Below are 23,274 nucleotides of genomic sequence, written 5' to 3'. Positions count from 1 at the left end.
TATTTTTATTCAAAATCCAAACCATTTCCGTTTAATTTTATCCTTTGTAACCATCTGGATCGATTTCTATACTGATTCCTTTTTTTGAGAAATAGTTTCTGAGCTCTGATTCTTTTTCTTTGAGTCTGTATATTTCTGGTGGTGATGTTTGTATCTTGGCGTGATATTCTTGATATCTGAATCTTACTTGTTCAATCCCACATAGATCACGTACGGCTTGTTCATAGGATTCTATCGATCTCATGGTATTCTCATTTATCGGTGTTCCAAACGGAATACGTGTTGATAGACAAGTATCTTTGATTATTGTGCATCCAAGATCAAGGGATTTGACCTTTTCTACAATGTCTTTTCTTGAAATCTTGAGGTCTTCCAATGGTTTTGAGATGTGGTATTCATCGACGGCCTTTCTTCCTGGACGATCTGCGCTAAGGTCATCATAGTTATCACCGCAGATGGAGACATCGCACCCAAGATCCAAAGCAATAGATCTGACATTATCATATATTGCTGATTTACAAAAATAGCATCTCTGTCCATTGTTTTTTGTAACTTCTGGCATATCTTGCCATTCTAAATTTACTATTATCAATGGAGAGTTTAGTGTTTCCGCGATTATCTTTGCATTTTTTCTTTGACGGTTGGATACCATCGGAGTATCCACGAATATAGCGATATGATCATCTGGTATGAATTCAGATGCGGCTGCGAGCATGAATGCACTGTCAAATCCTCCGGAATACGCTATCGCTACCTTACCCGCAGATTTTAGGTAATCTCCGAACAATGAATAGGCATCCTGCATCAATATCAGTTCGATACATCATAGATATGACATTTAAATCTATACTTTATTGAAATTAGTTGCATATTATGTCAAATAAGCTTGGTTTTATCTTTTAAAAACGTATTATAATAATATAATATCTTAAATAATATTCATTAATGAATAATATAGACAATTCATAATAAATATTAACAATTGTTACATATATATGCGAGAATCTGTGAAGATCCCTTTCAATAGGAGAATGAAACAATGAGTAAGGTCTTGAATGAAGTGTTGGAAGCAAATAAACAGTATGCCTTGAATTTCGGAGATAAAAAGAATCTCCCTTTACCACCCGGAAGAAAATTTGCCGTTCTGACATGTATGGATGCAAGACTCGATCCAGCAAAGTTCGCCGGATTGTCGGAGGGTGACGCGCATGTGATCAGGAATGCGGGAGGCAGAGCCAGTGATGACGCCATCCGTTCCCTGATTGTTTCTCACAAATTGCTTGGGACACAAGAATGGTTCGTCATACATCACAGTGACTGTGGAATGTTGACATTTACCAATGAGGTCATCGGAGACCTATTAAAAGGAAGTCTGAAGAGTGCTGAGTTCGATGGAAAAGAGTGGAAAAACACCTCCGAAGAAGGTGGGTCAGAAGAAGGACAATACATCAATTTCCTTCCATTCAGTAACCTAGAGAAGAGCGTAACCGACGATGTTGACAGGATACGGAATCATCCGCTTGTTCCGGGAGATATACCGATATACGGGTATGTGTACGATGTAAGAAATGGAAAATTGAAAGAGGTGAAAGAAGCAACGAAGGTTGGAAAAGTTAGATAATGAGTCAACAAGCAGGATATCTATTTCGCGTTCCTGATATCCTGCGATCTGTTTCTTAAATCAAAAATGAAGATAAAGTTGTTTGCTGGTTATAATGCGTGATCAATGTATCAGTTGTATTTTAGTTTTTAAATGTAATTTTTTATTGAATGTGATTGAATGAGTGAAAGAAAATATGGCAATGAACTTGGTTTTCAGACAAGATCGGTTCATACAGGTAATGATGTAGATAAAGAATCAGGGGCAATAAAAAGGCCTATAACTATGGCGAATAGCTATGAACTTCCGTACGATCCAACGAATTTGAATTGGAGCGATGCAGATGTAAACCTATACACACGTAACGGAGGTACCAATCAACGTTATTTGGAAGAGAAGATCGCATCCCTGGAAGGCGGGGAAGATTGTATAGTTCTGGCTAGCGGTGTTTCTGCGTTATCTGGACTTTTCTTTGCATTATTGAAGAGTGGAGACCATGTGGTATTCTCAAGTGTGACGTACATAGCGGTCTATCGTCTTTTGAATGAGCTTCTGAAAAGTAAATTCAATGTGGAGACCACTATTGTAGATACCACAGACCTTGATGCAGTAAGGGCTGCCATACGTCCGAATACTAAGTTGGTACATATTGAAACACCAGGAAATCCCACTCTTTCTGTATCGGACATAACAGAAATAGCCAAAATAGCACACGATAATCATGCGTTACTTTCGGTCGATAATACCTTTGCCTCACCTTTCAACCAGCGTCCAATCGAACTGGATGCTGATTTTTCAATTGAGAGCTTGACCAAATACATAAATGGACACGGTGACGCAATGGGTGGTGCGATAATAGGAAAAAAGACGCAATTGGATGTCATACGTACACAGTCGCAGATCAATTTGGGGGGAGTGATAAGTCCTTTCAATGCCTGGCTTATAATGCGTGGTTCGGTCACATTGCCTCTTCGTATGAAGGTACATAATTACAATGCGTTAAAGATAGCTGAATATCTGGAATGTTTGCCATGTGTAAGTTTTGTTTCATATCCAGGATTAAAAAGCCATAAGAATTATCACACGGCCTTGAAGCAGATGCATCCAGGATTTGGAGGTGTTCTGGCCTTTGGATTGAAGGCTGATCATGACGCTCATAACAAATTCATAAGTCACCTTAGGATCATAACATCTGCGGTATCTCTCGGTCACGATGAGAGTTTGATAGTATTCCTAGGAGAGAATGATGAGAGACAGTATCTATATCCGAAGGAGTTCAACAAGGGATTCTTCAGATTCAGTGTAGGAATAGAGGATCTTGATGATCTGATAAAAGACATAGATCAGGCATTGGAAAAAACAGGTCTCTTATGAGTCAAATCAAAACTTTTTCAATTTCAAATATTTTTCAAAGAAGGATTGGTGTTAAAAATGGAATGCGATGAAAGAACGATCAAGAAGGCCGAACTCTCATTGGGAGGAGGCATAAAACTACCAAAGGGATTTGTGATGCCCTACAGACTATCCCAATCAACAGCAGGACCTGGCGCCGGTTCAACATCCGCGGTGTTCTCTTTCGATGGTTGTAGGGTCAAGAAAGCAATATCTTATGATGTGGGAGAATTTGAACTCAATGTTTCACAGGATGGTACATTGTTTCTTACGAAGAACAATGAGGTCTTCTTGAAAAAGGTCGAGATAAAACCTGTGGTATTTCATTGTCCCGAACAAGCATTTTTCAATCTAGATCAAAGGTGCATATACAATTGTGCATTCTGTGCGTCCCCTCGTCTTGATAAGAGCATCACCAAAGGCCTAACAGATACGGATATTGTAGCTATGATCAAGGATGCGATGGAAGATCAAAAGGTCGTCTCAGTATCTCTTACCAGCGGAGTAATAGAAAATGCAGAGACCACAGTCAAAAGGTTCATATCTTGCGTAAAAGCAATAAGGGCGGAATTTCCAAACATACCGATAGGTGTAGAGCCATACATATCTGGTGAAGAGGATTTGAGATCTTTGAAGGATGCAGGTGCTACCGAGATCAAATTGAACATTGAGGCAGCTAATAAGACGATATTCTCAAAGGTATGTCCTGAGTTGGACTATGACCTGATAAATGAGATGCTTGTGAAGGCGGTCAAGGTCTTTGGGAAAGGGAAAGTTTCTTCTAACATAATATACGGGCTAGGTGAGACGGATGGAGATTTGAGGGACATAATGGGTCGCTTAGCTTCTGAGGGTGTGATCCCGGGTCTGAGAGCGTTGAGGTACAATCCTTACAACAGGGAAAGTTTGAGGTCTGCTATCGGAGATATACCCAAGGTCACTCCGGAGAGGGCGATAAGGGTCTCAAAGATGCAGAAGACCATTATGGAAAGATATGGACTCACCACTATGACATGCAATACAATGTGTTTGGAATGCACATGCTGTGATATTGTGCCATTTAGGGATATCTGATGATCATCGAGGTGATGATATTTCTTCAACAGTTACGGTAAAGATGAATACATGCAGTAAGACGCATAAGGTGACAGCGACACTGCGTGATGACGGTGACATCGATATACACATAGATTCTGATTGTCAGAAGATACAGGATTATGGTAAAAGGCTTGAGAGGATCACAGTGATGGATGCCATAGATTTTTCTTCAAGTAAGGTGAATGCACCAGAGATACGTGGTGACATCTCTCCACCGTGTTTGATAACATCAGCGATCTTCGATGTTGCATGGATGGAATTGGGCATGCTTTCGAAAAATCTATGTAAGAAAGTGAAGGAGAACACAATTGAATTTTGATCTAAACAGTTCTAATAATAGTTTGAGGCCAATTTTCATTCATATTTCTTAGGTTCATTACACATTGGACATAAGTCGCGGTGGACGCATACGATATTGCCACATTTTTCACAGGTCCAACGTTCTTTTTCTTTTTCAAGAAAAGCAGTCATGCCACTAGATTTTATGAATTCTAGATTTTCTAGCATGCTCATGTGGTATTTTCCTATGTATCTTTTGTCTAATTGTTTCAATCTGCGGCACGGAAAAGAGTTGCATTCAAAACAAAACCCGGATAAGTTGGTCTGAATGGTAGTACAGTTTTTGATGATGCACACTTTGCATTGATTTGGTTTGAGGCCGTCGTCTTTGCGACAACCATCGCAGTGATTTTTTTCTCTCTGGTAGGCCATGCAAAGTCTGCAATTCATACCGCATGGGGCTATCAGATCTTTATCGATATCATCGATGGCCGTCATCTTTGAAATATCAGTCACGTAGGTTATATTTTTTTTGTGAGGCAATATGGTAAGACCTGGCATTTTGTAAAGTTATAAAATTACATTTTTTCAGAGGTATTGATATGGGAGAAAGAGGACCGAAGCAATCATTCGTAGACGTTTCATGTCCGAATATTAGCTTGTTTCGTGGCATGTATCTTGATGCTTCCGGTCCGATCGATTGGTAATGTTATTAATAAATAGGTCTATTCTTATTGTAATTTTAATAAAGTTATGCAAATTGTTATCTATTTGAAAAATTTTAAGGCCTCCCAACATGAAAAAAATGACTTTTGCAATCAACGGTTGCATTTTCGTCATATCTGATTGTTATCTTAATTGAAATATGGAGAAAATGAGAAATGAGTAAGACACCTGTCACAATCATAACTGGATACCTAGGTTCAGGAAAAACCACTTTAATGAACGATTTTCTTAAAAAAAATCAGGATAAACAGATCGCGCTCATCGTCAACGATCTTGGGACTGTCAATGTCGACAGCAACCTGATCAAAAATGGGAATGTGATCGAGAACAAAACTCTTCGTGAGATGACAGGGGGATGCATCTGCTGTACATTGAGGGATAAATTCATGTCTGAATTGCAGCAGGTCGCAGTAACTGGCAAATTCGAGTCTATTCTGGTAGAGGCTTCTGGAGTGAGCAATCCCACAGGGATATGTCAAGGTTTCATGATATATGAACAACAGAAAAGAGAAATGGCATTTTATCTAAACAATGTTATTTCTGTCGTCGATGCTTCAAGAATCTTCACCGAATTTTTGGATGATATCTCAAAGAAGGGGAATGATACAGAGGACTCGGACATAGTCAATCTGGTCATGGATCAGATTGAATTCTGCAATGTGCTCATATTGAACAAATGCGATCTGTTGAACAAAGAAGATCTGGAAAATGTAAGATCGGTGGTCAAAGGATTGCAACCAGATGCGAAACTTATCGAGACAGTTCAAGGAAAAGTTGATACAACAGACATTTTCGATTCGAACGTATTCGATTTCTTCAAGGTGTTGTCCTCTTCAACCTATCAAAAATCCCTGGACAGAGATCAAGCAAACGAGAAGAAAGGTATGGACGATTTTGGGATAACATCGTTCGTATTCGTGGAAAAGAGACCTCTCAACTACAAGAAATTCTCAAAGTTCTTAGACAACTATCCGAAGACATTGATCCGTTCGAAAGGTTACATATGGTTCTCCAATAAGCCGAAGATCATGATGCTCTTTGAACAAGCAGGAAAGAACCTGATGCTCACTGGTGTCTCTGAATGGGTGGCAGCGTATTCCAAAAAGGAGAGGGAAGAGATCTTCAGTTACTATCCCGATATAAAGGAGAACTGGGATGAGAAATACGGAGACAGGAAGAACGAACTCGTTCTCATTGGCAGGGATTACAATAGGGACGATATCATAAGCAATTTGAAAAATTGTATAGATGATCGTTACTGAACACAGCTCCTGTAATCTGAGGTTGTTCCAAAAACCCTTTGAGCCTACAGACGAACTGACGGACGTGATCGGGTACATCAAGTCCGTCTGTTCGTCTTACAGGATGGTTCTATCAGCGTAAGCTATGAACAAATCGCAACATACGCAGAAATGTGTGCTTTTTCAATAAAGGAAAAATAAAGAAATACTTTTTTAGACCATAGCCGTTTACACTGTAATGGGCAATATATCTGAGTTCTTTGGTTATGCACAATGGTGGATGCTTTTCAAGTTAGGTAAGGATGTTCCTCTTGTGGATACCATAGGGATACATTATGGATGCAATCTCAGGTGTAAGCATTGCGGGATAGCAGATGCTGTAGAGTCTAATCCGAAGGCAGAGACCTCGCTTTCTTATGATCAGATAATCAAAGATCTGAAAGAAATGCATAAAAAAGGTGCCAAGATCGCATATTTTGAAGGCGGGGAGCCTACAATGTGGAAGGATGGGGAAAAGGACCTGGGAGACCTCATAGATGCTGCCAAGGATATGGGTTATTACAATATCGGTTATACTACCAACGGAACCACCGGAACAGTGTTCACGAATTCTGATGTGATATCGATCAGCCTTGACGGTCCAAAAGAGATACACGATTCGATACGCGGTGAAGGTGTATTCGATAAACTCATGAAGACCATCGATGATCTGGATTTTGATGGTAAGATATACGCCAATGCAGTTTTGCAAAAGGACAATATAATGTATATACGTGAAATGGCAGAAACTATTGTCCAGCATCCTAATATCGCAGGTATCGTTTTCAATTTCATAACGCCTCCGCCGTATTCTATAATGCCCTCTTTTGAAGAACGTTCTGCTGCGATCGTAGAGATTAAAGAATTGAAGAAAAAAGGTTTTCCGATATTAAATTCAAATAAAGGTCTGGAACTTCTTATCCATGAGGATTGGGATCTAAAGTGTCCTAGGAAGATGTCTGCATTCATGCTGCCTGGCGAGATACATATGAATGGCTGCCCGATGACGGGAACCGAATCTTGTAAGCATTGTGGGTATGCAGCCGTAAGGGAATATTATCTGATAGGTAGGGGCAATCCATCGACCATATTGGAGATGTCGTCTGTCTTTGCTGCTTCAAAATCCTCTTCAGATCGCCATTGACAATAATGCGGCAGCCATTGCAAGTATCTCGATCGACAAAGATATCCCGAAGAAGTATGGTATCACTCTTATTTCCCATCCTGATCTTCCTGGGTCCATTGTTTTCCAGGCCTTGTATGATAGCGGGATGCTCAAGAAGATGAGTAGGAAAATAGGGTTGAATATCGAAAGGCATGCTGCCAATACATACATCGTCAGGATCATGAATTTTGCAACTGGGATAGTGCCGTTCGTACCAAGTATGACCGATACGCTGACCTCATGATTTGCTATGTGCGCTTCTTGGGCTGACATTGAGTCGACCATCCTCATGGTACCGACTGCTATGCCTATCACAAGTGAGACAAGCAAGACTTCTTGAGTGATAGTTCCAGTAAGAACATAGAATGTGCATGCGACCATCATGAGGAAAGATATTCCAACGACTGTCTCACCCAGTCCCCTGGCTCCAAGATTGAGGGGAGGAGCTGTGTAAAAGTATGCGAAGAACAATCCTACGAGTCCGAGGACGATGACTTTCCATCCAGAATATGCTATGATCGGTAGAGACATCAATACGATTGCGGCGACGATCACAGCCATGATGATCTTTCCTTGTTTCTCAGTAATCATTCCAGTATCGAATTGGTTTCCTTCCCAGTATATCTTGCTCAGTACTTCGCTATCGGTGATATGGCTCTTCGTCATTTCGAAACGCATAGCATCGACCCCCGAACCATGATCAAAGTAATCATTGGAGAAATTCACAAAAACTGCCAATATCTGTACTACAAGAGGTATCAGTACGGCCATCCATAGGGATGGACTATAGGGCAATGCAAGTATGGATCCGCATATCGATGCCAGAAAAAAAGGAATGGTGTAACTGAATCTGAAAATCAGATTTACTTTTCTCAAGATGGATATGTTATTTCGGACCGTTTCTGACATGATATTTAGAATCGAGCACAGTGAAATAATACTTTCGTTCAATTTTAATTTATTTAGTTGAAATATTTTAGTAAATGATGTATTTCAAAATTTATATCTGGCACATTTATTGATGGTTAGAATTAAACCCATGACATATTTATGAAAACGTATACTGGCTCTTTGAAATATATTGTTCTTAGATCAAAAGTGTTCGACTCGGACCTGTGTTAAAAATATGGGGTCCGAGTCAATGTAATATTCATCAGTGATGGAAAAGTCTCACACCGGTAAAGGCCATTGCGATGTTGTATTTGTCACACGTTTCTATGACATTGTCATCGCGGATGGATCCTCCTGTCTGTGCCACATAATCCACTCCGCTTCTGCGTGCTCTCTCGATGTTGTCGCCGAATGGGAAGAATGCATCGGAACCTACAGATACTCCTTTTAAGGTTTTGATCCACTGTTCTCTCTCTTCCCTTGTTAGAGGTTCCGGTCTCTCAGTGAAAATGTTCTCCCAATTTCCTTCGGAGAGGACATCCTCGTAATAATCTGAAAGATAGACATCGATCGCATTGTCACGGTCTGGGCGGTGTATATCGTTCCTAAAAGGAAGGTTCAAGGCCTTCGGGCTTTGACGCAGATACCATTTATCTGCCTTTTCTCCTGCCAAACGGGTGCAGTGGACCCTAGATTGTTGTCCTGCCCCTATTCCTATGGTCTGTCCGTCCTTTACATAACAGACGGAGTTGGATTGTGTGTATTTCAGTACAATTAAAGAGATCAAAAGGTCGTTCTTTGCATTTTGTGGGATATTTTTGTTCTTGGTCGGCATATTATTCAATAGTTTATCTGATATTTCGACCTCGTTCCTTGCCTGTTCGAATGTAACACCATAGACATCTTTTTGTTCTATGGTATCTGGCACATAGTTCTCATCAATTTGTATCACAGCATAGGTACCTTTACGTTTGGACTTTAGTATCTCAAGGGCCGCGTCCTCGTATCCGGGTGCTATGACACCATCAGATACTTCTCTGGAGATGAGTTTGGCTGTAGGTACATCACATACATCAGACAATGAAACAAAATCACCGTATGAGGACATTCTATCAGCACCCCTTGCTTTGGCATATGCCATGGCGATCGGGGACATTTTCATATCATCCACAAAACATATTTTCTTGAGAGTTTCACTCATTGGAGTTCCGATAGCTGCACCCGCGGGACTCACATGTTTGAATGATGCGGCTGCAGGATATCCTGTTGCTTTTTTCAGACCTGTAACAAGTTGCCATCCGTTGAAGGCATCTAATAAGTTGATATAACCGGGTTTTCCGTTTAGGACCTTTATGGGTAATTCCCCATTTTTCATAAATATCCGTGCTGGTTGTTGGTTTGGGTTGCATCCATATTTCAATTGCATTTCATTCATTTTGCAGACCCTCTTGATCAAACGTCAAAGAGATAACATCTAGTTTTTTTTATGATGTTGATCCATCGTGCGAGTATTGTTCTGATATCGTAACCGATATTAAATTTCACCTAAGTCAAAATGCATAATTTTAGATCGAATGCGTATGTGGCGTATTGATATATCGTTCTCAATTTTTTAGTTAAACTACCAGAAGATTATTCTTGTTATTTTGGTAAAATAGTGTTCTAAATATTACGTACAGATTATTTTTTTATTATGTAATGTTAAAAAAATGATTTACCCACGTTAAAAAGTTAAATATTAAATATCAAGTGTCTGATATCAGACATAATAGATGTGAAAGCTAATTTCTTCCATGTCAGATACAGTAAACGGTCCAGAGATATACATGTCGAAACAGCGGAGTTTTGGTTATAACTTCTTCAGTAAAGATATTGTATGGAGGATGCTGAAGAAGACGGATCCTAGAGTAGCGATCCACAATCCTGTTATGTTGATCGTGGAGATCGGAAGTATAATTGTTACGATCTCGTTTATAATATCTTTATTTGACAAGGAAATTTCTGGATCAGGTGCGGTTTTTACTGGTCTTGTTGCAATATGGTTATGGTTCACTTTGTTTTTTTCATATTATTCGGAAGCATTGGCAGAAAACCGTGGAAAGGCTCAGGCAGACGAATTAAGACGTATGCGTGCCACCACCTCTGCTAATAAGGTGAATTCATCATATGTTCTTAGCAAGGGTATTTCTCCTGGAGAAAATGAGGTTGTTAAATGTTCTTCAGCGGAATTACGTAAAGGTGATTTGTTTTTTGTAAAGGCAGGCGAATCAATACCTAATGACGGAGAAATAGTAGTAGGAATAGCATCCGTTGATGAGAGTGCCATAACCGGAGAAAGTTCGCCTGTTATCAGAGAGGCAGGAAGTGATTTCAACACTGTTACAGGAGGTACAAAAGTACTTTCTGACTGGATAGTTGTTAAAGTTACTTCTGATCCAGGAGAGGGATTTATTGATAAAATGATAAATCTGGTAGAGAGTGCTGAAAGGAAGAAAACGCCCAATGAAATAGCGTTAAATACACTTTTAATGGCTCTGACAGCAATATTCCTTGTGATTTGTATAGCACTCATACCTTATTCGATGTATGCGGTTGAAACGGCGGATCAAGGAAAAGTAATATCCATATCCGTAGTAACGGCATTATTTGTATGTCTGGCACCTACAACGATAAGTGGACTTTTGAATGCTATCGGAATTGCAGGAATGGACCGTTTGATGAAGAAGAACGTGATCGCGACATCGGGGCAGGCCATCGAAGCAGCCGGTGATGTCGATGTTTTACTTTTGGATAAAACAGGTACCATAACTCACGGAAATCGTCACGCAGTTGCAATTTATCCTGCAGATGGGATAGATGAGATGGAATTGGCCAATGTAGCGTTCCTTTCATCATTGGCTGACGACACTCCGGAAGGTCGCAGCATAATTACACTTCTATCCAAGGAATATGGGATCAAGGAGTCCGATTTAAAAGAAGATAGAATGGAGTTTATTCCGTTCACAGCTCAGACGAGAGTTTCTGGTGTCGATATTGGAAAAACAACCATCAGAAAAGGAGCTGGCGATGCCATCGAAAAGATTGTCGCAGCAAATGGCAACATCATGCCAGATTCCATAAGAGTCCGTGTTCGTTCTATTGCAGAGACAGGTGGTACGCCCCTTGTGATATGTAAAGACGGATCTGCTATTGGTACGATATATCTCAAAGATGTCATTAAACCAGGTATTAAAGTGAGATTTGCCCAGTTACGTAAAATGGGAATAACGACCGTTATGGTAACGGGTGACAATAAGATAACTGCCGCAGCGGTTGCAGCCGAGGCAGGTGTTGATGATTATCTTGCTGAAGCTACTCCTGAGAATAAGATAGAAGTTATAAAAAAGTACCAGGCAGAAGGTAAGACCGTTGCAATGACCGGTGATGGTACAAATGATGCTCCAGCACTTGCCCAAGCGGATGTGGCGGTTGCAATGAACAGTGGAACACAGGCAGCGAAAGAAGCTGCTAACATGATAGACTTGGACAGCGACCCGACAAAACTAATAGAGATCGTGGAGACTGGAAAGCAGCTCTTAACGACCAGGGGTGCCCTTACGGCGTTCAGCATAACAAATGATCTTGCAAAGTATTTTGCCATAATACCTGCTGCTTTTATCAGTATATATCCGGCTTTGGGCAAACTGAATTTCATGGGGCTTGAAAATGCGGTTCTTTCGGCCGTTATATTCAATGCATTGATCATTGTGGCACTTATACCGCTGGCACTTCACGGTGTGAAATATAGGCCTATGCCAGCTGAAAAGATGTTCCGTAGGAATCTATTGATATACGGACTCGGTGGATTGGTAGTGCCATTCATCTTCATCAAACTCATCGATATGTTGATATCTACAATGGGGGTGTTTGTTTGAGCTTCAAAACGAAGGTTTCAAACGGTTCACATGGATTCATCAGGGCTACCAAAGGACAGATCAGGCCTGCTCTGGTAATATTCACACTACTGGTTCTTTTGACGGGTATAGTATATCCCCTTTCAGTAACTGCAATAGCTCAGGTAGCATTCGAAGACGAGGCCGATGGTAGTCTCATGTATGATGAGGACGGCAATGTAATAGGTTCGGTCCTCATCGGGCAATATGTAGATGAGGAAGAATATCCTGAATTGTTCTGGTCCAGACTATCTGCGATAAATTATGATGCATCCACGTCAGGGGGCAGTAATCTTGGACCAACCAGTGAGGAATTGGCCGAACTGGTGCAAGAACGGGTAGATCTTTTAATGGAATTTGATCCTGACAATACAATGGCGATCCCTTCGGACCTTGTTACCGCATCAGCCAGCGGACTGGATTCGAATATAAGTTATGCGGCGGCAATCTACCAAGTGGATAGGGTCATTGAGTATCAATTAAAAGATAATGGGAATTCCTTGACAGAAGAAGAGGTTATTGCACTTGTAAATGCGGCAACGGAAAAAGATGTGTTGGGAAATGAATATATCAATGTTTTAGAACTTAATCTGAGTCTAAGCGAGATATACACAGCATCTGACTCAACCGCAGCAGATCTGGATGATGCATCGAATATAATTTTGGGGATATCCGTATCAGATTGGTTGTTGATCATAATCGTTTTGGCGATGTTGATCGTGTTGACATTTTTTGTAGCCAAATTCATTTTTAACGTATATGAAGAAAAAACCAAAGTTGGAGAGAAATATAGAAAAGCGGTCAATCTTATTTGTCGTCCAGCAAAGGTAGGTGGGGAAACATCTTGGAAAACATATCTGTTGTCGGTTTTGATCTTTAATCTGTTCGGTTTTTTGACATTGTTCTTGGTATTGATGTTCCAAGACTACCTTCCATTGAATCCAGAAGGATTTGACGGAATGGACCCATATTTGGCATTCAATACTGCGGTCAGTATGGTCACAAATACCGATTGGCAGGCATATGGAGGAGAAACGACGTTGAGTTATTTCTCTCAAATGTTCGGATTGACCGCTCAGTGTTTTCTTTCAGCAGCGACTGGATTGGCCGTTCTCATCGCGGTTATCCGCGGTCTACGTAACAGGTCTGTGAAGAATCTAGGTAATTTCTGGATAGATGTGACAAAAGCAACTTTCATACTTCTTCCCATTGCAATCATAATTTCCATAATTCTCATCTCACAAGGCGTTCCACAAACTCTTGATGGATCGATAGAAGCGATCCTAACGTTCCCGTATACAGATAGCAGTGGGAATTACATAGATACGCAGACGATATCTGTTGGTCCTATAGCATCCTTGGAGTCCATAAAATTGCTTGGTACCAATGGTGCCGGTTTTATGAACGCCAATTCTTCCCATCCTTTTGAGAATCCCAATGCCATTACAAACATCGTCGAGATCGTTTCTATTTTATTGATCCCTATCGCCTTATGTTTGGTATTCGGTAAAATGATAAAAGACAGGCGTCAGAGCGCTGTGATAATGTCTGTTATGGTAGTGATATTCGTAGCGTTCTTTTTGATATGTTTATCAGCTGAACTCGGAGGAAATCCTGCAGTAGAATCGATATCTGGTGTTTCACAAGAATATACAAATTATCAGTTTGGCGGGAATATGGAAGGAAAGGAAGTCAGATTCGGTGTTGTAGGTTCGGTTCTATTCGGGATCGCTTCTACAGCGACTTCTTGTGGTGCTGTAAATTCAATGTTCGATTCATATACTGCGATAGGAGGAATGTGTCCCATGCTCCTTATGCAGATAGGCGAGATATGCTTCGGCGGGGTAGGATGTGGATTGTACGGAATGTTCATGTTCGTTATTCTGGCAGTATTCATTGCTGGATTGATGATCGGAAGAATTCCAGAATATCTGGGAAAAAAGATAGGACCTCGCGAGATGAAACTGGCTTCTGCCGCGGTAATTCTCCCCGTCGTTCTAATTGTGGGCGGAACAGCTATAGCTATATTGTGGCCAGGTGCAACGGATTCTACAAATAATTCTGGAATACACGGCTTTAGTGAGATCCTGTACGCATTCACTTCAGCGTCTAGTAATAATGGCAGTGCCTTTGCAGGGTTGAATGCAAATACACCGTTTTACAATATATCCTTGGCCATTTGTATGCTTGTAGGTAGATTTGGATCCATTGCACTCGTGATAGCCTTTGCTGGATCGATGAGCGAGAAGAAAATAGTACCTATGAGTGCCGGTACTCTTCCTACAAACACACGTACATTTGCCGTTTGGTTATTGGCAATAATATTTTTGCTCGGCATATTGAGTTTCTTCCTATGCATCTCACTTGGTCCGATTGCAGAGGCGTTATCAGGAATGTGATCAAATGTTGAAATATATACAGGAACACGTATTGATTTTCTTTTTTGGACACATCTTTACCTTTAATTTTTGGAGGGAATGATGTTAGGTGATGGAAGACCAGATCCGAATTCTCTTCTTGACATGGTCAAAAAAGAGGAAAAAAAGGTCGGTCGTGGAAAATTAACTGTATTCCTGGGATATTCTGCAGGAGTGGGCAAAACATACGCCATGTTGGAAACTGCAAAACGTCAAAAGAGACAAGGAAAAAATGTTGTTATCGGTGTTGTGGTTACGCACGGTCGTAAAGAAACTGAGGTTTTAACACATGGTTTAGAAGTAATCGAACCTTTGAAGATTCAGTATAAAGGAATCACAATTGAAGAGTTGAATTTGGATCATCTCTTGGAAATCAAGCCAGAGATTGCGCTTGTAGATGAGTTGGCACATACAAATGTGCCAGGATCCAGGAATCTTAAGCGCCATCAAGATGTGTATGAGTTATTGAATGCAGGTATTGACGTCTATACTACCCTTAACATCCAACATATTGAAAGTATGAATTCCATGGTGGAGCAGATAACTAAAATAAAGGTTATGGAGACCCTTCCAGATAAAATATTAAATGAAGCAGATGACATAAAATTAGTAGACATTCCACCAAAAGACCTTCTTTCAAGATTCCAGGAAGGGAAGATATATGTTCCAGAACAAGCAGAAGTGGCTGTAAAGAATTTTTTCAACGAAGGAAATTTGATGGCTCTTCGTGAATTATCATTCCGTGCTGCTGCAGAGCATGTAGATGAAAAAATGATGGAATATATGAAATCTAATTTCATCGATGGACAGTGGCAAATAAAAGAAAAAGTCCTTGTTTGTGTCGGAGATTCTAAAGAGTTGAATGAAAAACTCATCAGTACAGGAAAAAGATATGCTGATGAAGCAAAAATTGATTGGGATGTTCTTTATGTCGAGATCCATTCGAATAAACAGATAGAAACCATTTCAGAAGAAGCACTGCGTAGTTTGGAGTTGGCAAAATCATTGGGTGCCAAGACAGATACGATACATGGTCTTTCCGTCGTGGAAGGAATATTAAAATATTCAAAGAGTTCGATGGCAACGCGCATAATTGTAGGGAATGCAATATTTTCTGAAAAACTTAGCTATTTCGGTAACAGTACAATTAAGCAATTAACCAGAACCCCATTGAATGCGGATATTGTTGTTGTGACCATTTCCAAGGAAAACAAAGGGATTCAAAAAGAAAATCAAAAAGAAAATATCTCCAAGGATGGTTTTCAGTTATCAGAAATTAAAAAACAGATGATCATAGGTACATTTGTATCAGCTGTCATCCTTATTCTGGGAGGTATACTTTTTTCGAAGAATGAACAGTATTGGATATTCATACTCCTTATTGCAATAATTGGTGTTGTTATATGTTCTATCTTCATGGAGATAATATCTTCTTTGTATGTGGCAGTAATAACAATCATAGGGATAGACATCTTTTTTGTCTATCCGTTCGGGACCATTTGGATAACTAATTTTGTGGACATCGTTTCTTTGTTCACGCTTATACCTGTTACTCTGATCGTGAGCTTCTTTTCTACAAAAATACGCAATGCCAATCGTATATATGAGAGACGTTACAAATTCGTATCTGTGCAACATGATCTGTGTCATGAGTTGACAGCTGCAAAGACCGTTGAATCGGCATTAGAAGCATTAGAACGGCATTTGGGAGAAGATTATGGCATTCGTTCTACATGTTATTTGATGAGAAATGGAGACCTTAGATTGATGATGATGAGCGAAGGGGTATTATTGGCATCAAAGGATATCATGGCAGCAAAATGGGTGTTTCGTAACGGTATTGTGGCTGGAAAATACACCGATACGCTTTCTTCAGTTGATATGAAATATTTCCCGATGAGATATTCAGGTGCGATCTTTGGAGTATGCGGTTTCATTCTTGATGATGAGGATAAATCCAAGCGTATAGAGCAGGAGAAGATAATCCGTTCATCGATATCTGAGGTATCAACGACGATAAATAGGATCGAGTCTAAATGACCCGGTAGATAAAGTAAAGGGTTTGTTAAGATGTTACATTAACGTCTTCTGTCGTCGTAGCCCTCGCTGACATGCATCGCATTGCAGAACGGCTTTATCGTGGCTTCTCCGCAACGGCATAGCACATATCTGTTGCGTGGCTCATATTCCTTACCATCGGCACCTACTAGTTCGATCCCGCCTTTGACGTAAAGTCCGCCTGACACATCTCTGGTCGGGTCTTGTACGATGAATATCTCTTTTTTCAGGTCATCTTCCATCATCGAGCCGTCCAACCCAAGCGCCGTGAGTCTTCCTGCGGGGCATTCGCTTGCGGCTCTTATCGCTTCAGACCTATCATTGTGGTTATCTGAGGTTCTCAAAAGTTCCCATGCCGTACCATCTCTTCTGTGGCAGAAACGTGCGAATGCACACCTGTCGTCGTCAAGCATGTTGAGTGCAGGTCCGAGATACATCTTGGACCTGTCAGTGTAATCTGAGTGTCCTGCTGTCTCTGTGCCCTCGAATCCTATTCTGGCATGAGCTCCGCTGCAGAATGGAGCGTTAGAACTGTGACCGCAGCGGCAGAGGGAATATTTCTCTCCCTGCGGGATAGGCCTTCCATCGGTCCAGATGTATCCTGCACCTTTAGGAGTTATGATCTTTTCTGAGATCGGAACATTTCCGGACACAATATAGGGACCATTCTTTGTTACAGTGATCTTTGGTTCTTCTGGTGAGGTCATGTTTGATGATCGAATTACTGTTTTAAAAATTGTTTCCTTGATTTATCGAGATCATTGCATGATATTGTTGTTTTATAATTGGTTTGTGACCTTTTTGTATCTCGCATTACGGTTGCCGCCTATTTTTCTTATTGTTCCATCCACCATCATTCTGGACAATACTGATTCCACCGTGGTCGGACTAACGTCCGGAAGTAGTTCGCATATCTCTTTCTTTGATATCGGAAGATCGTTGTTCATTATCACGGCCTCTATACGATTTGTCTTGTTGACCTTTTTATCCCCGATGACATTGAAGCGTTTATCCAATTCTTTGTAGCATTGGTATATTATGTTGATGAAATTGTATATGAACGGAAGATAATTGTTGTTGTTCTTGTGCCAGCCTTCGGATGATCTTTTTAGTGCTGCATAGTATTCATCTTTTGAACGATTGATCTGTTCTTCGAAAGATATGTACCTTCCTATATCGAGGCCTTCTTTGTACATGATCAATATCGAGACCAGTCTTGAGAGTCTTCTGTTATCCTCAGACATGGGATGTATGCAGATAAGGTCTAAGATGAAGCAAGGGATCACTAAGAACGTGTTGATGCCATCATCATCCTTTGCGGAGTTGTATGCCACCAGTAATTGATGTACGGCTTCTTCTGTTTCATCCGCAGGTATCGGTTTGAGTCTCATGCTTCTGTTGCTGTAGGGGTTGTTTTCAGGAGCAGGGTTGTTTTCTTTTCTGTATCCGATGTTCTTTTCGGGGATATATGAGGTCATGATCCTCTGAAGATCCAAGATGGTATTCTCATCGAGGTCCAATAGCTCATACTCTTGATGTACCTTCACGAGCGCATCGTGGTATCCAGCAATTTCCATTTCATCACTGTTTGAAGGACAACTGTTGTGTTGGACGATCTCTGCAATACGTTTGTCTGTAACCACTATCCCTTCCATGATGTTGGACCATTTCACAGATTGCAGTATTGATGTCGATTCTAATTCTTTGAAAACGGACGGGAACTGTTTCTTTCTCTCGTCGGTCATGATCTTTAGTTTCTGTATATTCAAGATACGGTCCAACATTTCAGAGTCTATGACCCGTTTGTTGAGAAATGAATAGTCGAACCGTCTCATAATTCTTTGAGTTATTGCACATATTTATACCTATCAATATGCAATAAATTGGCTTTCATACATACAATACAAATGACAAAATGGTTGTTTAAAAATTTGTAAAAAGGAATAATAGATGTCAGAAAAGAGTGTAAATTTGTTTGTTCATTTCAGATCAGAGGACTTATGCGAATGATTATAAAAATCTGAGTTCATTGCACGGTACGGTATATTGTAATGACATTTGATTACAAGAAAGAATACAAAGAGTTCTATATGCCTCGGAACAGACCGGAGATCATAGACATCCCGTCAATGAATTTCATTTCAGTAAGGGGAAAAGGCGATCCCAATATAGAGGGCGGAGATTACGAGAAAGCCATAGGTATGCTTTACAGTGTTGCTTTTACAATTAAGATGAGTCGTAAAGCAGGTCACGAAATGAAGGGGTTCTTCGATTATGTGGTACCGCCATTGGAAGGATTGTGGTGGATGGACGACATTGTAGGCGTGGGTTATCTAAGAAAGGAAGAATTCAATTGGATATCGATGATAAGACTTCCAGATTTTGTCAAAAGGGAGGATTTTGAATGGGCGTTGGAAGAAGTGACAAGAAAAAAGAGATCTGATCATTCTCAGGTTCAATTCATTACATACAATGAGGGACCATGTGTGCAATGTATGCATTTAGGGCCTTATGATGATGAACCTGCAACGATCAAGATGATGGATCAGTATGCTGGTTCTAATGGATACGATGTTGATATTACGAAAGAACGCCGTCATCATGAGATCTATTTGAGTGATGCACGCAAATGCGACCCGTCAAAGATGAGGACTGTGATACGTCATCCTGTAAAGAAATTTTGAATATTACAGTTTTTGAAATATCTTAGTTTTATTAGATATTCAAAGTAAATATAAAATTTAAAAACAGTTCATCTACGGGGGCCTTTGGGCATTATTTTTCCAGAACGTATCAAAAATGCAGTTCCGATGATTAGTCCAATAATCGATATTATAATTATTGCAACTTCTGAAGCAGGAAAATCTGTGGTCATGTGATCTCATTCGGTCGTATTATATTCACTTGGCATTTTATATGGTTGTAATTTTCTGATGATTGTTGTGACGTATCATATAAGATCTAGCAACGGTGCGAGTATTCCTATCGTCATAATTAGTATTCCGATCCAGGACCGTTTATCTAATCTTTCATTGAGGAGGAAGTATGAGCATATAACTATTATTGGTAAGCTCAGTTTGTCAAGAACAGATACGGTTCCTGCAGGACCCACGAGTACTGCATAATACAGGGTGAGCCAAGAGAGGCCGAAGAAAACTCCGGAAATGATTATCAATCCTTTATCATAGTCTCCGATTTTCTTCAAGTTTACCTTTTCGCCCGCAGCATATACTGCACTAAAGGTGATCATGAAGAATACTATTGCACGAAGTCCTGTGGCTAGAAAGGGATCCACATCTGCTGCTCCTGGTTTTCCGAGAACTGAGTAGGCAGCACCGCAAATGGCGCTGAATACTGCCAACATCAACCATTTTTCTTTAGCATTCTTGTCGCCTTTTATTGTTAATGCAGCGCCCGTAATGATGAGTATTGCGGAAAGTACTGTGGCATACGTCAGTTCTTCTCCGAGGAATATGAATGCCATTAAAATCGCGAGAGAAGCGCTGGTCTTATTCACTGCAGAGACCTTCCCCGCGCCACCCTGCACCAATGCTTCAAAGTAGAATATGCGGGCCCATGCCAAGGCCGCTCCCGATAATACAATGAATAGCAGAGAATACATCGGTATGCTGAGTATGCCTTCGAATTTGCCGCTGATCAATACTGCAGACCCCACCATCAAGAGTACTACAAAACCCCTGATGGACATAGCTACTTTCGGGTCCACACTATCAGAGATGAACTTGGAGATGATTACTGCCACCGAAACGCTGGCGGCTGCTCCGAGTACAAGGGGTAACCAAAACATGTAATGGGGGTGCTTATACGAGTGACTTATTAAAACTTATTATCAAGAGTTTTTTAAATCTTTATTGTTTGAAATGCACGGTTCATTGATACCAGGATGTTAATATCAAGGGGTTAAAATTATAACCTTGAGATTCGGATACCAAATAATGGTAGAATCAGATTCCCAAAATTATACGACCCCATGTATGACGGTCCATATTGCCGGTTTTTTATTTGCTGGGATATTGATCTTTTTTATGGGTGTCCATTACACAAATCAAATTTGGGAATTCATGCCTATCGATACATACGCATATAATGTTGTCAAAATGGTGTTGTCTGTCATCGTCTTGATCTATGCAGCTTATGCTTTGCGTAATATGGTGTTTTTGGAAGGTCTTGTGCTTTTTTTGATAGGCATTTCTTCTCTAAGCTTTGCTGTGACGTATTTGATATATTGTCAGGTAGGGTTATCGATCATTGACCTGACATTCGGGTTTGCTATGTTGGTGATAGCAATGCAGTTGTGGCGGAATAAGGATTGGGTACTTTTCATATCGGTGGTCACTTCAGGAATAGGTATGATATTTTCAGGTTTACTGACGAGTTGGCCGATAGAAGGAGTGATGTTCCTTTTTTCGGGTATAATGATGTCCTCCTATGCAGCGGTACAGTTGATGGCTGCAGAGATATCTCCCAATGCCGTGGATCACAATCCTGTACACGTCATAATCACCGAATCGGTTGGGATGTTCGTTCTGGGTATAACCTGTCTTATTGTGGGCATATGGTATCTGGATAGTGTGATAGCCCTATCTACTGCGGGATACAACTCATACAATATAGCAAAGATCATACTTTCAATATCTGTCTTGATGCTTTCGTTCTGTGCTATAAGAGAGGGAGAATTCGCCATCGGAATACCTATGATGTTATTCGGCGTCAGTGCTCTTTCTTTTTCAATATCTCAATTGATTTTTGGAGAATCAGATGTGGAATTGGTCGATGTAATATTCGGTGTTGTGTTCTTTATTTCTGCGGTTACATTGTATTTCAGAGGTGAGAAGTTGAAAAGTGTCGGCGTCTTCTTGCTCTTTTTTGCTATCACATTCTATCCTCTTTTTGGAGGAGATGCGAAATATTACGTTATCGGAATACCGTTTGTTGTTGCAGCGTTGATATTCTTGTTATCTTCTGTGAAATTCTCATCGCAGTCCGGTCTTAAACCGTTATTAAAGTAAACATCATTAAGAATTTTTTTTACTGTATATGACACATATCAGAAGGAAACAGACTCTTTTATGAGGTCTGTGATCGTGCCTACAGGTAAATTTATGCATATACTATCTTGATAAGACGATCTTAAGGATGGTTGTTGGTTAAAAGGTTTGAAATTGTTTTAAGTTTCATTCGAGTTTATTCAGTATTTGTTCAAAGCAAAGCTGATATCCTAGGCTAATCACAATCCTTGTTTTTTAGGAGCGATCTTCTCATCGATTATCTTACCATATGGGCAGACCGTATTGCATATTGTGCATTCCATGAATCCGCGTTCTGTGATCCTGCGTATGTATTTCTCCCATTTCTTGTCTGGTTTGGGATCGAATTCATGAGCAACCACGCATCCATCATAATCGACCTTCTTTCCTGGTTCCACTCCCTGAGAGGGGCCGGGGATTATCGCACGATAGGGACACGCTTTTACACATAGAGAACCGTTCCTACAGGCAGACTGTTCAGCGCATAGGTCCCTGGTGAACGGTTCGCCTTTTTCAAGGTCTGCTGTGGTGAATAATGCGATCCAACGTATGCGGGGCCCGTATTCTGGGGTTATTATCTGGGTGTTATGGCCGATGAACCCCAATCCTGCTAAATGGGCTGCAAGTTTCAGATGTACGGTCAAAGACGGGACCGTTCTGAATCCTTTTTCATGGGAGATCCAATCGCTGATCCTCCATCCACGTGTCTCGATGGCTTCGTAGTATAGATTGTAGTATTCAGTGGCTCCGCCGCTGAAGTCTCCACCTACAGCGTTGACGGCAGAATTCATGCCCTCGTCCCATATCACCATACCTAAGATTATTATTGATCTGGCACCCTCTATTCCAGCTTTTTTCATGAATTCTGAAGGTTTCTCGAGTCCACGTCCTTCAGGGAATTCGATCTCTTCCAGTTTTTCAATATCTGCTACTCCGAATAGTTGGAATCCGTTTTTTATTGCTGTTTCTCTGATCTCGTCCTCTAATCTCATTTTTCTTCCTCATACAAGAGACGGACCATAACCAAGGTCATGGCATAGTATTAGACAATTAATCATATATTATATACATTATTATATTACTTGATATAAAAATGATAATTAATTTATCAATATGTATAGTATAATGAGTTAAAGATAGACATTAATTATAGTTAAGGTGCATTATAGTAGAATCGCCTAAATAAAAAGTTAATGCGATTAAAACAATCTGTGTTTAAAATGTGATGCTGGGGAATACAATGAGTGGGCCTGCCCGGATTTGAACCGGAGTCAATAGGTCCCGAACCTACAAGGATACCAAGCTACCCCACAGGCCCACGAATGCTGATTCCTGTTCTGATATTAAAATTTCGGGATTGTCCTGACCCTCACCGATCAGTTATAACG

General features: G+C 40.5%; 19 protein-coding genes and 1 tRNA gene. 11 read left to right on the top strand and 9 right to left on the bottom strand.

Going from position 1 to position 23,274, the window contains the following annotated elements:
• Positions 1 to 37 precede the first annotated feature (37 nt).
• Positions 38 to 805, bottom strand: coding sequence for an ATP-dependent sacrificial sulfur transferase LarE (gene larE / locus KRP56_05415; protein UAL07278.1), 768 nt, complete (start codon positions 803 to 805; stop codon positions 38 to 40).
• Between the two features lie 234 nt (positions 806 to 1,039).
• On the opposite strand from larE, the gene KRP56_05410 reads away from it, so the two are divergent.
• From KRP56_05410 to KRP56_05395, 4 genes are all read left to right on the top strand, one after another.
• A complete protein-coding gene (locus KRP56_05410) occupies positions 1,040 to 1,621 on the top strand; it encodes a carbonic anhydrase (GenBank protein ID UAL07277.1) in 582 nt (193 codons plus the stop codon).
• A 159-nt stretch (positions 1,622 to 1,780) separates the two neighbouring features.
• A complete protein-coding gene (locus tag KRP56_05405; protein UAL07276.1) occupies positions 1,781 to 2,974 on the top strand; it encodes an aminotransferase class I/II-fold pyridoxal phosphate-dependent enzyme in 1,194 nt (397 codons plus the stop codon).
• 57 nt (positions 2,975 to 3,031) lie between these two features.
• The gene (locus KRP56_05400; protein UAL07275.1) at positions 3,032 to 4,066 is read left to right on the top strand and encodes a radical SAM protein; all 1,035 of its coding nucleotides are present in this window, start codon (positions 3,032 to 3,034) and stop codon (positions 4,064 to 4,066) included.
• A gap of 43 nt (positions 4,067 to 4,109) precedes the next feature.
• Complete coding sequence (locus KRP56_05395) at positions 4,110 to 4,409, top strand: hypothetical protein (GenBank protein ID UAL07274.1); 300 nt, start codon at positions 4,110 to 4,112, stop codon at positions 4,407 to 4,409.
• A gap of 35 nt (positions 4,410 to 4,444) precedes the next feature.
• Here KRP56_05395 and KRP56_05390 read toward each other — a convergent pair whose 3' ends face one another.
• Positions 4,445 to 4,867, bottom strand: a complete 423-nt coding sequence (locus KRP56_05390; protein UAL07273.1) for a DUF3795 domain-containing protein — start codon at positions 4,865 to 4,867, stop codon at positions 4,445 to 4,447.
• A gap of 383 nt (positions 4,868 to 5,250) precedes the next feature.
• Between KRP56_05390 and KRP56_05385 the strand changes: the two genes are divergently transcribed.
• Positions 5,251 to 6,357 carry a GTP-binding protein gene (locus tag KRP56_05385; GenBank protein UAL07272.1) on the top strand — a complete coding sequence of 369 codons (1,107 nt, stop codon included), beginning with the start codon at positions 5,251 to 5,253 and terminating at the stop codon, positions 6,355 to 6,357.
• Between the two features lie 217 nt (positions 6,358 to 6,574).
• Positions 6,575 to 7,519: a radical SAM protein gene (locus tag KRP56_05380; protein ID UAL07271.1), complete on the top strand. Its 945-nt coding sequence runs from the start codon at positions 6,575 to 6,577 to the stop codon at positions 7,517 to 7,519.
• Here KRP56_05380 and KRP56_05375 read toward each other — a convergent pair.
• The gene (locus KRP56_05375) at positions 7,505 to 8,449 is read right to left on the bottom strand and encodes a prenyltransferase (protein UAL07270.1); all 945 of its coding nucleotides are present in this window, start codon (positions 8,447 to 8,449) and stop codon (positions 7,505 to 7,507) included. The two genes, KRP56_05380 and KRP56_05375, sit on opposite strands and share 15 nt — an antisense overlap.
• Before the next feature lie 244 nt (positions 8,450 to 8,693).
• On the bottom strand, positions 8,694 to 9,866 hold the full coding sequence (locus KRP56_05370; protein UAL07269.1) for a phosphoribosylaminoimidazolecarboxamide formyltransferase: 1,173 nt from the start codon (positions 9,864 to 9,866) through the stop codon (positions 8,694 to 8,696).
• A 358-nt stretch (positions 9,867 to 10,224) separates the two neighbouring features.
• Between KRP56_05370 and kdpB the strand changes: the two genes are divergently transcribed.
• The 3 genes from kdpB (at position 10,225) to KRP56_05355 (ending at position 16,820) form a co-directional block, all read left to right on the top strand.
• Positions 10,225 to 12,345: a potassium-transporting ATPase subunit KdpB gene (kdpB, locus tag KRP56_05365; protein UAL07268.1), complete on the top strand. Its 2,121-nt coding sequence runs from the start codon at positions 10,225 to 10,227 to the stop codon at positions 12,343 to 12,345.
• A complete protein-coding gene (gene kdpA / locus KRP56_05360; protein UAL08471.1) occupies positions 12,321 to 14,762 on the top strand; it encodes a potassium-transporting ATPase subunit KdpA in 2,442 nt (813 codons plus the stop codon). Before kdpB ends, kdpA begins: the two co-directional genes overlap by 25 nt.
• 78 nt (positions 14,763 to 14,840) lie before the next feature.
• A complete protein-coding gene (locus KRP56_05355; protein ID UAL07267.1) occupies positions 14,841 to 16,820 on the top strand; it encodes a DUF4118 domain-containing protein in 1,980 nt (659 codons plus the stop codon).
• A 38-nt stretch (positions 16,821 to 16,858) separates the two neighbouring features.
• Here the strand turns inward: KRP56_05355 and KRP56_05350 are convergent, their stop codons facing one another.
• Entirely contained in the window at positions 16,859 to 17,545 is a 687-nt protein-coding gene (locus tag KRP56_05350; GenBank protein UAL07266.1) for a CDGSH iron-sulfur domain-containing protein, read from the bottom strand.
• Between the two features lie 72 nt (positions 17,546 to 17,617).
• Complete coding sequence (locus tag KRP56_05345; protein ID UAL07265.1) at positions 17,618 to 18,673, bottom strand: Fic family protein; 1,056 nt, start codon at positions 18,671 to 18,673, stop codon at positions 17,618 to 17,620.
• 216 nt (positions 18,674 to 18,889) lie between these two features.
• Here KRP56_05345 and KRP56_05340 point away from each other — a divergent pair, with 216 nt between their 5' ends.
• Entirely contained in the window at positions 18,890 to 19,522 is a 633-nt protein-coding gene (locus KRP56_05340; protein UAL07264.1) for a GyrI-like domain-containing protein, read from the top strand.
• A gap of 266 nt (positions 19,523 to 19,788) precedes the next feature.
• Here KRP56_05340 and KRP56_05335 read toward each other — a convergent pair whose 3' ends face one another.
• Positions 19,789 to 20,646, bottom strand: coding sequence for an EamA family transporter (locus KRP56_05335; GenBank protein ID UAL07263.1), 858 nt, complete (start codon positions 20,644 to 20,646; stop codon positions 19,789 to 19,791).
• 274 nt (positions 20,647 to 20,920) lie between these two features.
• Here KRP56_05335 and KRP56_05330 point away from each other — a divergent pair, with 274 nt between their 5' ends.
• Complete coding sequence (locus KRP56_05330; protein UAL07262.1) at positions 20,921 to 21,868, top strand: hypothetical protein; 948 nt, start codon at positions 20,921 to 20,923, stop codon at positions 21,866 to 21,868.
• Positions 21,869 to 22,086: 218 nt separating this feature from the next.
• On the opposite strand, the gene KRP56_05325 is transcribed toward KRP56_05330, so the two are convergent.
• Together KRP56_05325 and KRP56_05320 are read right to left on the bottom strand one after the other, a co-directional pair.
• The gene (locus KRP56_05325) at positions 22,087 to 22,878 is read right to left on the bottom strand and encodes an epoxyqueuosine reductase (GenBank protein UAL07261.1); all 792 of its coding nucleotides are present in this window, start codon (positions 22,876 to 22,878) and stop codon (positions 22,087 to 22,089) included.
• A 253-nt stretch (positions 22,879 to 23,131) separates the two neighbouring features.
• Positions 23,132 to 23,204 (bottom strand) — tRNA-Pro (locus KRP56_05320).
• Between the last annotated feature and the right edge of the window lie 70 nt (positions 23,205 to 23,274).

It is taken from the genome of Candidatus Methanogranum gryphiswaldense, from assembly GCA_019262145.1.
GTDB classification, from domain to species: domain Archaea; phylum Thermoplasmatota; class Thermoplasmata; order Methanomassiliicoccales; family Methanomethylophilaceae; genus Methanogranum; species Methanogranum gryphiswaldense.
Note: the sequence above shows the minus strand (reverse complement) of the source record. Positions and strands in the feature narration are given on the sequence as shown.

What these genes read in the sequence shown, in the direction of transcription:
- larE (UAL07278.1), bottom strand. Translation starts at nt 805, where the DNA reads ATGCAGGATGCCTATTCATTGTTCGGAGATTACCTAAAATCTGCGGGT.
- KRP56_05410 (UAL07277.1), top strand. Translation starts at nt 1,040, where the DNA reads ATGAGTAAGGTCTTGAATGAAGTGTTGGAAGCAAATAAACAGTATGCC.
- KRP56_05405 (UAL07276.1), top strand. Translation starts at nt 1,781, where the DNA reads ATGAGTGAAAGAAAATATGGCAATGAACTTGGTTTTCAGACAAGATCG.
- KRP56_05400 (UAL07275.1), top strand. Translation starts at nt 3,032, where the DNA reads ATGGAATGCGATGAAAGAACGATCAAGAAGGCCGAACTCTCATTGGGA.
- KRP56_05395 (UAL07274.1), top strand. Translation starts at nt 4,110, where the DNA reads ATGAATACATGCAGTAAGACGCATAAGGTGACAGCGACACTGCGTGAT.
- KRP56_05390 (UAL07273.1), bottom strand. Translation starts at nt 4,867, where the DNA reads ATGACGGCCATCGATGATATCGATAAAGATCTGATAGCCCCATGCGGT.
- KRP56_05385 (UAL07272.1), top strand. Translation starts at nt 5,251, where the DNA reads ATGAGTAAGACACCTGTCACAATCATAACTGGATACCTAGGTTCAGGA.
- KRP56_05380 (UAL07271.1), top strand. Translation starts at nt 6,575, where the DNA reads ATGGGCAATATATCTGAGTTCTTTGGTTATGCACAATGGTGGATGCTT.
- KRP56_05375 (UAL07270.1), bottom strand. Translation starts at nt 8,449, where the DNA reads ATGTCAGAAACGGTCCGAAATAACATATCCATCTTGAGAAAAGTAAAT.
- KRP56_05370 (UAL07269.1), bottom strand. Translation starts at nt 9,866, where the DNA reads ATGAATGAAATGCAATTGAAATATGGATGCAACCCAAACCAACAACCA.
- kdpB (UAL07268.1), top strand. Translation starts at nt 10,225, where the DNA reads ATGTCAGATACAGTAAACGGTCCAGAGATATACATGTCGAAACAGCGG.
- KRP56_05355 (UAL07267.1), top strand. Translation starts at nt 14,841, where the DNA reads ATGATGTTAGGTGATGGAAGACCAGATCCGAATTCTCTTCTTGACATG.
- KRP56_05350 (UAL07266.1), bottom strand. Translation starts at nt 17,545, where the DNA reads ATGACCTCACCAGAAGAACCAAAGATCACTGTAACAAAGAATGGTCCC.
- KRP56_05345 (UAL07265.1), bottom strand. Translation starts at nt 18,673, where the DNA reads ATGAGACGGTTCGACTATTCATTTCTCAACAAACGGGTCATAGACTCT.
- KRP56_05340 (UAL07264.1), top strand. Translation starts at nt 18,890, where the DNA reads ATGACATTTGATTACAAGAAAGAATACAAAGAGTTCTATATGCCTCGG.
- KRP56_05335 (UAL07263.1), bottom strand. Translation starts at nt 20,646, where the DNA reads ATGTTTTGGTTACCCCTTGTACTCGGAGCAGCCGCCAGCGTTTCGGTG.
- KRP56_05330 (UAL07262.1), top strand. Translation starts at nt 20,921, where the DNA reads ATGCCTATCGATACATACGCATATAATGTTGTCAAAATGGTGTTGTCT.
- KRP56_05325 (UAL07261.1), bottom strand. Translation starts at nt 22,878, where the DNA reads ATGAGATTAGAGGACGAGATCAGAGAAACAGCAATAAAAAACGGATTC.